This window comes from Janthinobacterium sp. FT14W, from assembly GCF_009208755.1.
In the GTDB taxonomy this organism is placed as follows: Bacteria; Pseudomonadota; Gammaproteobacteria; order Burkholderiales; family Burkholderiaceae_D; genus Janthinobacterium; species Janthinobacterium violaceinigrum.
Window position 1 is genome coordinate 107,941 of sequence record NZ_WFLL01000001.1, and the last position, 12,062, is coordinate 120,002.

The window sequence follows — 12,062 nt, forward strand, 5'->3', positions numbered from 1 at the left end:
TCCCCGGTTTTACCCCGCTACACCGCCCCTAGAATAGAAAAACAGAATATGAAACACGTTGCCCGCAAACGCTTTGGCCAGAACTTCCTGCATGACCGCTTCGTCCTCGACGACATCACGGCCGCCATCGCGCCGCAGGCGGACGATGCCATGGTCGAGATCGGCCCCGGCCTGGGCGCCATGACGGAGCAATTGCTGCGCCATGTGAAACAGATGCATGTGGTGGAACTGGACCGCGACCTGATCGTGCGCCTGGAAAAGGCCTTCGATCCCGCCAAGCTGACGATCCACTCGGGCGACGCGCTGAAGTTCGATTTCGCGCAGATTCCCGTGCCGGCCGGCCAGAAGCTGCGCATCGTGGGCAACTTGCCGTACAACATATCCAGCCCCCTGCTGTTCCACCTGGCCGATTTCGCGCCGCTGGTGCAGGACCAGCATTTCATGCTGCAAAAGGAAGTCGTCGAGCGCATGGTGGCCGAACCGGGCAGCAAGGCGTATGGCCGTTTGTCCGTGATGCTGCAATGGCGCTATGACATGTCGCTGCTGTTCATCGTGCCGCCGACGGCGTTCGATCCGCCGCCGAAGGTGGAATCGGCCATCGTGCGCATGATTCCCGTGGCCCAGCGCCTGGCCTGCGACCAGGCCACCCTGGAAGCGGTGGTGATGAAGGCCTTCTCGCAGCGCCGCAAGGTGATCCGCAACTGCCTGGCCGGCATGTTTACGGAAGAGCAGATCAAGGCGGCCGGCATCGACCCGACCCTGCGTCCGGAAATGGTGGGCCTGGAGCAATACGTGGCCCTGGCGAATTTGCTGAAGGCACCGCAGTAATCGCAGGAGCTGGGGGCAGACCCACTCTACCCGCAGCGCCTGAGCAGGCGTCGACGCGAGTGGGGGTCTGACCCCTGTAGTGACCATCAAAACCACTGGTCGACCTGCTGCAAATCCTGCCGCAACGCGGAAAAGCAGTCGTCCACATGGTGGTTGCGGCTGATTTCATTACGCCGCATCAAGGCGATCTTGCGCTTGCACGTGGGCTGGCGCAGGGGCGCCACGTGCAGGTCCTCGTCGTTGAGGAAGGTCGTGTACAGGCTGGGCATGATGCCCACGGCGATGCCGGCGCGCACCACGCCATACAGCGACTCGCTGTGGATCATCTGGTACAGGCTGGACGGGCTCAAGCCATGCTGGCGCAGCGCGCTCGAAGCGAACTCCCAGATGCTGCCCTTGGTAAAGACGACGATTTCCTGCCCCGCCAGCTGCTCCCAGCGCACTTCCTTCAGCGGCGCCAGCGCATGGCGTCCCGCCGTCACCAGCACCAGTTCATCTTCGAACAGGCCCACGCTTTCCAGCGACACGGAACCGGGCACCTCGATGCCCACGCAAAAATCCAGCTGGCCCGAATGCAGCGCGTGCAGCAAGCCGTCGTTGGGCATGTCCGACAGGACGATTTCCACTTCATCGCCATGCTGCTCGCAGTAGCGCGCCACCACCACGGCCGTCATGGCCATGGCCGAAGGGATGGCGCCGATGCGGATGCGGTGGCGTCCGCTGCCGATGGCGCGCTGGATATCGGCAAAGGTGTTGCTTGCCGTATTCAATAAATGCGTGGCGTAGTCGAGCGCCAGCTTGCCTTCGCGCGTCAGTTCCAGCTGGTGGGTTGTGCGGTTAAACAACTTTTTTCCCAGTTGGTTTTCCAGCAGCTTGATCGACGCGCTGAGGGCCGGCTGGGTCACGCACAATTCCTGTGCAGCCTTGCTGAAGCTGTTTACCCGGGCCAGGGTGGAAAACGCTTGTAAATGTCGTAAGGAAATTTTCTTGCTCAGTTCATGCATGGGTTTGCTTATTAGAAAAAGTAATGGATTTATAAAAATAAACAAATTTTCTTATCCCGCAATTTACCATATTCTGGACTGGTCTTTACTTGTCTTGAATGCAACAATATTCGGGAGAAGCGCCTGGAATGCGGCGCCGGCATTCGCGGCGCAGCGCCAGGCAAGGGACGCATCAATAAAATAATTCCAAAAAAACTCAGGGTTTACTCTTTTTAGGGCGGCGGCGATGAATAAATGGATGACTGGAACGATGGTGGTGGGTGGCTTGCTGGCGGCGCAGGGCGCGGCGCAGGCGCAAAGCAGCGTGCAAGTGTATGGCTTGCTGTCGGCCGGTATCGGCTACGTGTCGGATGAGGGGAACGGCAGCCGCACGCATGCGCTGAGCGGCACGAATCAGAATCCCCGCATCGGTTTCCGTGGCCAGGAAGACCTGGGCAACGGCACCAAGGCCATCTTCGCGCTGGAAAACGGTTTTAATGTGATGACGGGCACGGCGGCGCAAAGCGGCCGCCTGTTCGGCCGCCAGTCGTACGTGGGCCTGTCGAGCAACGACAAGGGCACCCTGACCCTGGGCCGCCAGTACGAGGCCGTCAAGGACCTGCTGGGCCCGGTGGTTATCGCCAGTAACGGCGTGCACATCGGCGACAACGACAATGGCTACAACAACTTGCGCGTGCAAAATGCCGTCAAGTATGTCAGCCCGAACATCAGCAACCTGTCGTTCACGGGCCTGTATGGTTTCAGCGAAAATCCGGCAGATTCCAACCGCAACCGCGTCTACAGCGTGGGTGCCGGCTACAAAGTCGATGCCTTCAGCTGGGCCGTCGCCTACACCAAGATGGATCACCCGAACAGCCCCGATGCGCCGAATGGCGCCATCGGCAACGACTATGGCAGTTCCCTGTTGATTTTCAACAAGAGCGCCGTCAAGGGCGCCGGCGTGGACAGCCAGGCCATCGCCGGCACGGGAGGCTTTTATAATGTGGGCAGGACCAAGTTCGGCGCGCTGTACACCAACGTGCGCTACCACTACCTGGATCAAAGCAATCTGACCTTGCAAAACGTGGATCTGAACGTGAACCACAAGCTGACGGAAGCGTTGAACCTGGGCGCGTCGTATTTCTTTACTACCGGAAAATATGACGTGATCAACAAGACGCCGAAATGGCATCAGGTCAACTTCCAGGCCGATTATTTCCTGTCCAAGCGCACCGATGTCGCCATCACCTGGAGCTACCAGAAAGCGGCCGGCGATGCGACGTTCGCCCGCGTATTCGGCTTCGGCGCCTCCGGCGGCAAGACGCAAAGCGTGCTGATCGTCGGCATGCGACATTATTTCTGAGTCTGATTCATCTTTTACAGGCGCTGTCCCGCAGCGCCGCCCCCTGAAAGGAAGCATCTTGAAAAAGCACCTCATGTTGGCTTTGAGCCTAGGCTTGCTGGCAAACGCCGCCCACGCGGAAAAACGCGAGCTGGTCATTTCGGCCTATCCGATTGCCCAACCCTTGTTCATGAAGTATGTGTACGAGCCGTTCAAGGCCAAATGCGGTTGCGATATCAAGGTGGAAACGGGGAATAACGCGGACCGTATCGCCAAGCTGGTGGTGCACGCGAAAAATCCGGTGATCGACCTGGTGCTGCTGTCCGATTCCGGCATGCTGGAAGCGGCGCAAAAGGGCGTGATCCAGCCCATGGATTACTCCAAGCTGAGCAATTACAAAGCCCTGTACGACGTGGCGAAAAACCCCATCGGCGGCAACTACGCCGTCGGCTACACCCTGTATTCCGTGGGCCTGGTGTATCGCAGCGACAAGATCGCCCCGCTGACGTCGTGGAAAGACCTGTGGCGCCCCGAACTGAAGGGCCGCGTGGCCTTCCCCGACGTGAGCACCACGCAGGGTCCGCTGATGCTGCGCATGGCCGATGCGGCCTGGGGCGGCAAGACGGACGACTACGCGACCGGTTTTGCCAAGATCGTCGGCATGAAGGGCAACGTCGTCACGTTCTCGAAGAATAGCGCGCAGCTGGCCGCCCTGTTCGCCCAGGATGAAATCTGGGCCGCGCCCGTGGCGCGCTTCACCTGGTCGCAGATGCTCAAGACGGGCCTGCCCCTGAAATGGAGCATCCCGGCCGAAGGCCAGGCAGCCGGCATGAACGTGATGGGCATCGTCGCCGGTTCGAAGAATGCGGACCTGGCGTACCAGCTGATGGATTTCTGGCTGTCCAAGGAAGTGCAGACGCAGCTGGCGACCAACCTGGTCGACTCGCCCGTCAACAAGGACGTGCGCCTGTCGGTGGCTGCCGCGCAATTCAACACCTATGGCGCCGACCAGATCAATTCGCTGAAATTCGTCAAGCCGGAAACCATCCTCAAGCAACGCACGAACTGGATGACGCAGTGGAACAAGGCCATGAGCAAATAGTGGTGACGAGGAGAGAACACCATGTTTGCTGATCCAAAAAAGCGCCTGGGCCTGCTGCTGGTCCTGCCGGCGCTGATCTTTATCGTCGTCTGCTTCCTGCTGCCCGTGCTGGCCTTGCTGGTCGACGCCTTCCGCGTCGGCGACGGCATGCAGTGGGGCGTCGACCGCTTCGTCGAATTCTTTTCGCAGGAATTCAACCGTACCATCTTCTGGCGCACCCTGCGCATCGCCGCGCTGGTGACCCTGGCGTCCATCATCCTCGGCTACCCGGCCGCGCAAGCCGTGGCGCGCGTGTCGCCGAAGTGGCGCGGCCTGGTGGTGGGCATGATGATCCTGCCGCTGATGGTCTCGCCGATCGCGCGCACCTATGCCTGGATCGTGCTGCTGGGGCGTAACGGCGCCGTCAACGCGGCGCTCGTCAACATGGGTTTCACGGACGAACCGTTGCGCTTGCTGTTCAGCGAATTTGCCGTGTTTGTCGGCTTGCTGCAACTGCTGCTGCCATTGATGCTGATGTCGCTGGCGGGCGCGCTGGAAAACCTGCCGCGCGACGTGGAACCGGCTGCCGCCACCCTGGGCGCCAATCCATGGCAAGTGTTTTGCAAGGTCACCCTGCCGCTGACGCAGGAGGGCTTGGTCGTCGGCGGCACCCTGGTGTTTACGGGCTGCGTGACGGCCTACGTGACGCCGGCCCTGCTGGGCGGCACCAAGGTGCTGATGCTGGAAACCCTGCTGTACCAGAAGGTCAGCGTGGAGAGCGATTTCGGCGCCGCGAATGTGATCGCCGTCATCCTCGTCTGCATGACCTTGCTGGTGAATGCCGGCCTTAAACGTATTTCCTCGAGCCGGAGTTCCGTATGAAAGAAAGCTTATTCTCGCGCGCCGTCCTGTGGCTGGTGTTTTTGTTCCTGCTGGGACCGTTTGCCATCGTCGTGCTGGCGGGCTTTTCCGGCGGCGAAACGCTGGCTTTCCCGCCCGAGTCCTACTCGCTGCGCTGGATCCTCGAAGTGTGGTCGGCGCCCGAGTTCCGCCGCGCCTTCCAGACCAGCCTGGAAATCGGCCTGATCGCCACCGTCATCGCGCTGTTGCTGGGCATTCCCGTCGCGTATGCGTTTTCGCGCATGCCGCCACCGGGCATCGGCGCCATCCGGCAAATCCTGACGTCGCCGCTGATCATTCCCGCCATCCTCGTGGGCCTGGGCTTGCTGCACCACCTGGTGCTGACCATCAATGCGCCCGTCTACGTGGGCCTGCTGATCGGCCACATCGCGCTGCTGATTCCGTATTCGGTGCGCGTGGTGTACGCGAGCCTGGTGAACCTGCGCGTGGATATCGAGGATGCGGCCATCACCCTGGGCGCGTCGCGCCTGCGGGCGTTCTTCATGATCGTGCTGCCGAATATCCGCAACGCCGTGATCGCCGCCTTCTTCCTTGCCTTCGTCACCTCGTTCAACCAGGTGCCCGTCTCGCTGTTCCTGACGGGACCCGGCATCAGCACCTTGCCGATCGAGATGCTGGGCCATATGGAAAACAGTTTCGATCCGTCGATCGCAGCCCTGTCGACCTTGCTGGTCTTGTTCACCATGGCCTTCGTGATGGTGACCGAGAAGGTGCTGGGCATTTCTAAATACATGTAAGAGGCAACACACCATGAGTTATCTGGAACTGCACAAGCTGAACCTCGGCTACGCCAAGAACACGACGTCCGTGAAGGACCTGGACCTGCACGTCGAGCAGGGCGAACTGATCTCGCTGCTGGGCCCCAGCGGCTGCGGCAAGACCACCACCATGCGCGCGATCGCCGGCCTGATGCCGCTGCAGTCGGGCCGCATCGTTCTGGATGGCCGCGAAATCGGCAAGCTGGCGCCGAACAAGCGCAATATCGGCATGGTCTTCCAGTCGTACGCGCTGTTCCCGCACCTGAACGTGTACGACAACATCGCCTTCGGCCTGCGCCTGCGCAAGGTGGCGCCGGCCCTGCTGAAAACGAAAGTGGAAGCCGTGATCGCCGCCGTGGGCCTGACGGGCTTTGAAACGCGCCTGCCGGCGCAGATGTCGGGCGGCCAGCAGCAGCGCGTGGCGCTGGCGCGTGCCATCGTCGTCGAGCCGGCCCTGCTGCTGCTCGATGAACCGCTGTCGAACCTGGACGCCAAGCTGCGCGTGCAGATGCGCGCCGAATTGCGCCGCATCCAGCGCGAGCTGGGCATCACCATGCTGTACGTGACGCACGACCAGGAAGAAGCGCTGGCCCTGTCCGACCGCATCGTCGTCATGAACGGCGGGCGCATCGAGCAATTGGCTGCGCCGGAAGCCGTCTTCAATACGCCGTCGACGCGCTTCGTCGCCAACTTCATGGGCTTCGAAAATCTGTTCGACTACCGCGACGGCGCGCTGCACCACGCGGGCGCCAGCCTGCCGTACACGGCGCCGGTGAACGCTGGCACCACGGTGCTGGGCTGGCGTCCGGACAAGGTGCGCGTGTGCGCGCCGGACGACGCAAGCGCTCAATACCCGGGCACCGTGCTGGCACGGGGCTTCCTGGGCGACACCGTCGAATACCTGCTGCAAACGCCGCTGGGCCAGGTCAAGGGCATCTGCGCGGCCGGTGGCGCCGCCTGGCGCGAAGGCACGGCCGTCTCGTTCGTGCTGCCGGCCGACAGCGCCCTGTGTTTGGCTGCCTGATGTTTTAACCGGAGACCATCATGGACAAACCCTGCAAGAAAATCTGGCTCGATACCGATCCCGGTTTCGACGACTGGCTGACGATGCTGCTCCTGGGCAGCAATCCCGATATCGAGTGGCTGGGCGTGAGCGTGGTGGCGGGCAATGCGCCCGTCGACATCACCTACGACAATGCCTTGCGCATCAAGGCCCATGATGGCTTGACGGTGCCCATCTACCGCGGCTGCGAAGAACCGCTGGCCGGCGTCATCGAGACGGCGCAGCGCATCCTCGGCGACAGCGGCATGCCGACGACGGGCGAGATCCTGCCGCCCGGCGCGACCACGGATGCTGCCGGCCATGCCGTCGACGCGCTGATCGCCGCCGTGCGCGCGCATCCTGGCCAGATCACCATCATGGCTATTGCGCCGATGACGAACCTGGCCACGGCGCTAACGCGCGCGCCGGACATCGCGGAAAAAATCGTCGAGATCATCCTGATGGGCGGCTCGACCGACCAGGGCAACCACACGGCGGCGGCGGAATTCAATATCTATGCCGACCCGGAAGCGGCTGCCCAGGTGTTCAAGGCGGGCATCCCGCTGCGCATGTTCGGCTTGAACCTGTGCCGCCAGCTGCTGGTGACGAACGTGGAAGTGGAACGCCTGCGCGCCATCGGCACGCCGCGCGCGCAGCGTCTTGCCGGCTACCTGGAAGCGTATGTGCGCATCCGCAGTGCCGACGGTTCCGTGCCCATGCCCATGTACGACCCCGTGGTGGCCTTGTACCTGGAAGCGCCGCAGCTGTTCCAGTTCCAGCCGGCCCACGTGGCCATCGAATTGACGGGCGAACTGACGCGCGGCATGACGGTGTGCGAATTCCGCGTGCCGCGCCGCGCCGCCATCAATACGCAAGTGGCGATGCTGGCCGATGGCCCGGCCGCCATCGAGCGCTTGATGCGCCGCCTGGCGGCCATTCTCGTCTGACCCTTTTTCCACTAACGAAGCGAGCTTCATGAGTCATCCTGCCGACACCCTGCCTGCCCTGAGCATCGAACAGTTTTTACGCGCCATGCCGAAAGTGGAGCTGCATTGTCACCTGTTCGGCACGGTGCGACAGGCCACTTTCCGTGCGCTGGCCGCCAAGACGGGCAATGTCGTCACCGCCGAGGAAATCGACGCGTTCTACACGCGCGGCGACAAGCCCGTCGGCGTGCTGCGCGTGCTGCGCGCGCTCGACGCGCACCTGATCGTCTCGCCGACGGACCTGTACTGCCTCGCCTACGAATACCTGGAAGACGTGCATGGCCACGGCGTGCGTTACGCGGAGTTCTTCTGGAATCCCACCGGCACCGTGCGCGTGTCGGGCATCCGCTACGATGCGGCGCAAGACGCCATCGTGGCCGCCATCCGCGACGCGCAGCGCGATTTCGGCGTGATCGGCCGGCTGATCCCCAGCATCGACCGCGAAGCGGCTCCCGCCGAAGCCGTGCAGATGGTGGAATGGATGAAGGCGCACCGCGCGCAGGAAGTGATCGGCATCGGCATCGACTACCGCGAAAACGACCGCCCGCCCGAGCTGTTCATCGAAGCCTACCGCGCCGCCCGCGCAGCCGGCTTCAAGTGCACGGCGCACGCGGGCGAATTCGGCATGCCGTGGATGAACGTGGAGACGGCCATCGAGCAGCTGCAGGTGGACCGGGTCGACCACGGCTACACCATCGTCGACAATCCTGAACTGGCGCAGCGCTGCGTGGAGCGGGGCCTGGTGTTTACCGTGGTGCCGACCAATTCATATTATCTGCGCACCCTGGCGCCCGAGCGCTGGGCCCTCGATCACCCGATCCGTGCCATGGCCAAGCTGGGCCTGAAACTGCATCCGAACACGGACGACCCGACCCTGCATCACGTGACGCCGACGGGCGCCTGGATGATGATGCGCGAATTCGGCTTCGGCCTGGACGACATGCGCGGCTTCATGTTGAATGGCCTGGACGCGGCCTGGATAGACGAGTCCACGCGGCGCGACTGGCGCGCGGAATTTGCGCGCGAGTTCGACGCGCTGCGCGCGCGCGTGGCCGAGGTCTCCTAAGCCGAGACAGGCGGGACTGCCAGCAGCAGCGACGGAAACGCCCGCTGCGGGCAGCTTTGGCGCTCGCACACCTTGCAGCCCGTGCCGATGGGTGTGGCGCTGGAAGGGTCGTGCAGATCGAGTCCCTTCGAATAGATCAAGCGGTGCGCCTGCGAGATGTCGCAGCCCAGCGCCACGGCAAAGGTCTTGCCGGGCGCGCGGAAGCCCGGCGAGGCCGTGCTGACCTGGCGCGCGATCCACAGATAGGTGCAGCCGTCCGGCATGCTGGCCACCTGCGTCAGCACCTGGCCAGGATGGCTGAAGGCGTCGTAGACGATCCATAGCGGACACGTGCCGCCCACCCTGGAAAAGTGGAAGTCCGTGGCCGACTGGCGCTTCGAGACATTGCCCGCGCGGTCGACGCGCACGAAGAAGAAGGGCAAGCCAGCCGCATCGGGACGCTGCATGGTGCTCAGGCGGTGGCACACGGCCTCGAAGCCCACGCCGAACTGGTGCGCCAGGCGCTCGATATCGTAGGCGCGCGTTTCCGCCGCCTGCAGGAAGCGCTGGTAGGGCATCAGCAGGGCGCCCGCGAAATAATTGGAAAAGGCCAGGCGCGCGCTGGTTTGCGCGGCCGCACCCGAGAAACCCGCTGCCAGCACGAGGGCGTCGATCAGTTCGCTGTGTTCCAGCAGGCTGATTTGCGCCGCCATCTGGAAGGCGCGCTGGCCGCCCGTCAGAGTGTCGGGCAGCCACAGGATGTGCTGCTGGGCGTCGTAGCGGTGCTTGCGCACCATGCCCGCGTCGCCATCGGACAGTTGCACCCGGATGCCGTGGCGTTCCAGCAGGCGCCCCTGCAGCGCATCGAGCGCGCGCAGGGCGGGATCGAATTCGCCGGCCACCCGCTCCGCCGCCCGGTCCAGCTCATCGATGTAATTTTGTCGCCGGTTCAGGTATTCGCGCACCTCCTCGTCCGTGGACGGCGCCGCCGAGCTGGCGCCGCGGCTGCCGTCGTCGAGGCGCGCGGCCAGGGTATCTGCCCGTTCCGCCATCACCCGGTAGCGCCGCTGCAAGAGCAGGATCGAGCGCGCCAGTTCCGGCATGTTTTCCACCAGCATTTTCAATTCCGCCATCGAGGTGGGCGGCGCGTCGGGCAATTCGCCGAACACGTCGCGCACGTCGGCCACCAGGCTGGCGCTGTCGTGTTCGGAAAAGATTTGCGGATCGACGCCCAGCACCGTGCCGATGCGCAGCAGGATCGGCACCGTCAGCGGGCGCTGGTTGCGCTCCATCTGGTTCAGGTAGCTGGGCGAAATGCCCAGGGACTTGGCCAGCGCCACCTGCGTCATACGCCGTTCCTCGCGCAGGCGCTGCAGGCGCACGCCCATGAAAACCTTCGCCATCGCGTCTCCTCTTCCCCGGTTTGCGGAATCTGCAAATTTACAATCTTTGCAGATTAACAGATTCATCTTTGCATTATCTCGCATTTTCACGCCTTGTTCGTGGCGGCGATTGTGCGAATAATGCAAACAGACCTATACCCACACAAGGAGACACCGAGTGACCACGCAAAACGCTATTCCGACCGTTCCCCTCTTGATCAACGGCGAGTGGGTTGAATCCCAGACCACCGTCTGGCGCGACGTCGTCAACCCCGCCACGCAGGAAGTATTGGCCAAGGTGCCGTTCGCCACGCCGGACGAAGTGAACGCGGCCATCGCCTCGGCCCAGCGCGCCTTCAAAACCTGGCGCAAGACGCCGATCGGCGCGCGCGCCCGCATCTTCCTGAAATTGCAGCAGCTGATCCGCGAAAACATGGCCGACCTGGCCGCCACCTTGACGATGGAACAGGGCAAGACCCTGCTGGACGCGGAAGGCGACGTGTTCCGTGGCCTGGAAGTGGTCGAGCACGCCGCCAATATCGGCACCCTGCAGATGGGCGAATTCGCGCAAAACGTGGCCGGCGGCGTCGATACCTACAGCGTGCTGCAGCCGCTGGGCGTGTGCGCGGGCATCACCCCGTTCAACTTCCCCGCCATGATCCCGTTGTGGATGTTCCCGATGGCAATTGCCTGCGGCAATACGTTTGTCTTGAAACCGTCGGAGCAAGACCCGCTGGTGACGGAAAAACTCGTGCGCCTGGCCTTGCAGGCGGGCATCCCGGCCGGCGTGCTGAACGTGATACACGGCGGCGAAGACGTGGTCAACGCCCTGTGCGACCACCCGGACATCAAGGCGATCTCGTTTGTCGGCTCCAGCAAGGTGGGCACGCATGTGTACCAGCGCGCAAGCCTGAACGGCAAGCGTGCGCAATGCATGATGGGCGCCAAGAACCACGCCGTCGTGTTGCCTGACGCCAACAAGGAACAGACCCTGAACCAGTTGCTGGGTGCGGGCTTCGGCGCGGCCGGCCAGCGCTGCATGGCGGCGTCCGTCGCCGTGCTGGTGGGCGAAGCGCGCGAGTGGCTGCCGGAACTGGCGGCCAAGGCGCAAACCCTGACGGTGGGCGCGGGCAAGGACAATCCGGACCTGGGCCCCGTGATTTCCTGCGCAGCGAAAGAGCGCGTGCACAGCCTCGTCGCCAGGGGCATCGAGCAGGGCGCCGTACTGACCCTCGACGGCCGCGACGTCAAGGTCGATGGCTATCCGAACGGCAACTTCGTGGGGCCGACCATCTTGTCCGGCGTGAAACCCGGCATGGTCGTATATGACCAGGAAATCTTTGGCCCCGTCTTGATCGTCGTCGAAGTCGATACGCTGGACGAAGCGATTGCCCTCGTCAACGCGAATCCGAACGGCAACGGTACGGCGCTGTTTACGCAAAGCGGCGCGGCCGCACGCTATTTCCAGGAAGAAATCGACGTGGGGCAGGTCGGCATCAATGTGCCCATTCCCGTGCCCGTGCCCCTGTTCAGCTTTACGGGTTCGCGCGGCTCCAAGCTGGGCGACCTGGGCCCGTTCGGCAAGCAGGTCGTGCTGTTCTATACGCAGACGCAGACGATCACCCAGCGCTGGTTCACGGATGCGGCCTCGGTGGGCAAGGTCAACACCACCATCAGCCTCAAGTAAGGAGCTG

At 63.1% G+C, this 12,062-nt stretch carries 11 protein-coding genes; 9 read left to right on the forward strand and 2 right to left on the reverse strand.

All coding sequences use genetic code 11. The features are described 5' to 3' along the window. Positions 1-48: 48 nt before the first annotated feature. Complete coding sequence (rsmA, locus tag GCN74_RS00455; RefSeq protein ID WP_152254831.1) at positions 49-828, forward strand: 16S rRNA (adenine(1518)-N(6)/adenine(1519)-N(6))-dimethyltransferase RsmA; 780 nt, start codon at positions 49-51, stop codon at positions 826-828. Positions 829-914: 86 nt separating this feature from the next. Here the strand turns inward: rsmA and GCN74_RS00460 are convergent, their stop codons facing one another. After that, positions 915-1,832, reverse strand: coding sequence for a LysR family transcriptional regulator (locus GCN74_RS00460; RefSeq protein ID WP_070281784.1), 918 nt, complete (start codon positions 1,830-1,832; stop codon positions 915-917). Positions 1,833-2,070: 238 nt separating this feature from the next. On the opposite strand from GCN74_RS00460, the gene GCN74_RS00465 reads away from it, so the two are divergent. Genes GCN74_RS00465 through GCN74_RS00495 form a run of 7 tightly spaced genes read left to right on the forward strand, consistent with a single transcriptional unit; the run spans position 2,071 to position 9,007 of the window. Next, on the forward strand, positions 2,071-3,174 hold the full coding sequence (locus tag GCN74_RS00465; RefSeq protein ID WP_152254832.1) for a porin: 1,104 nt from the start codon (positions 2,071-2,073) through the stop codon (positions 3,172-3,174). A gap of 58 nt (positions 3,175-3,232) precedes the next feature. After that, positions 3,233-4,255: an ABC transporter substrate-binding protein gene (locus GCN74_RS00470; protein WP_226938796.1), complete on the forward strand. Its 1,023-nt coding sequence runs from the start codon at positions 3,233-3,235 to the stop codon at positions 4,253-4,255. 21 nt (positions 4,256-4,276) lie between these two features. Beyond that, a complete protein-coding gene (locus GCN74_RS00475) occupies positions 4,277-5,116 on the forward strand; it encodes an ABC transporter permease (protein ID WP_152254833.1) in 840 nt (279 codons plus the stop codon). After that, on the forward strand, positions 5,113-5,892 hold the full coding sequence (locus tag GCN74_RS00480; protein ID WP_035822719.1) for an ABC transporter permease: 780 nt from the start codon (positions 5,113-5,115) through the stop codon (positions 5,890-5,892). The genes GCN74_RS00475 and GCN74_RS00480 overlap by 4 nt, the downstream gene beginning before the upstream one ends. A gap of 13 nt (positions 5,893-5,905) precedes the next feature. Further along, positions 5,906-6,937: an ABC transporter ATP-binding protein gene (locus GCN74_RS00485; protein ID WP_152254834.1), complete on the forward strand. Its 1,032-nt coding sequence runs from the start codon at positions 5,906-5,908 to the stop codon at positions 6,935-6,937. Between the two features lie 20 nt (positions 6,938-6,957). Then, the gene (locus GCN74_RS00490; RefSeq protein WP_152254835.1) at positions 6,958-7,902 is read left to right on the forward strand and encodes a nucleoside hydrolase; all 945 of its coding nucleotides are present in this window, start codon (positions 6,958-6,960) and stop codon (positions 7,900-7,902) included. Between the two features lie 28 nt (positions 7,903-7,930). Beyond that, positions 7,931-9,007 carry an adenosine deaminase family protein gene (locus tag GCN74_RS00495; protein ID WP_152254836.1) on the forward strand — a complete coding sequence of 359 codons (1,077 nt, stop codon included), beginning with the start codon at positions 7,931-7,933 and terminating at the stop codon, positions 9,005-9,007. Here the strand turns inward: GCN74_RS00495 and GCN74_RS00500 are convergent. Next, entirely contained in the window at positions 9,004-10,389 is a 1,386-nt protein-coding gene (locus GCN74_RS00500; protein WP_152254837.1) for a short-chain fatty acyl-CoA regulator family protein, read from the reverse strand. The genes GCN74_RS00495 and GCN74_RS00500 overlap by 4 nt on opposite strands. A gap of 157 nt (positions 10,390-10,546) precedes the next feature. On the opposite strand from GCN74_RS00500, the gene GCN74_RS00505 reads away from it, so the two are divergent. Continuing rightward, positions 10,547-12,055 carry a CoA-acylating methylmalonate-semialdehyde dehydrogenase gene (locus GCN74_RS00505; RefSeq protein ID WP_152254838.1) on the forward strand — a complete coding sequence of 503 codons (1,509 nt, stop codon included), beginning with the start codon at positions 10,547-10,549 and terminating at the stop codon, positions 12,053-12,055. Positions 12,056-12,062: the final 7 nt, after the last annotated feature.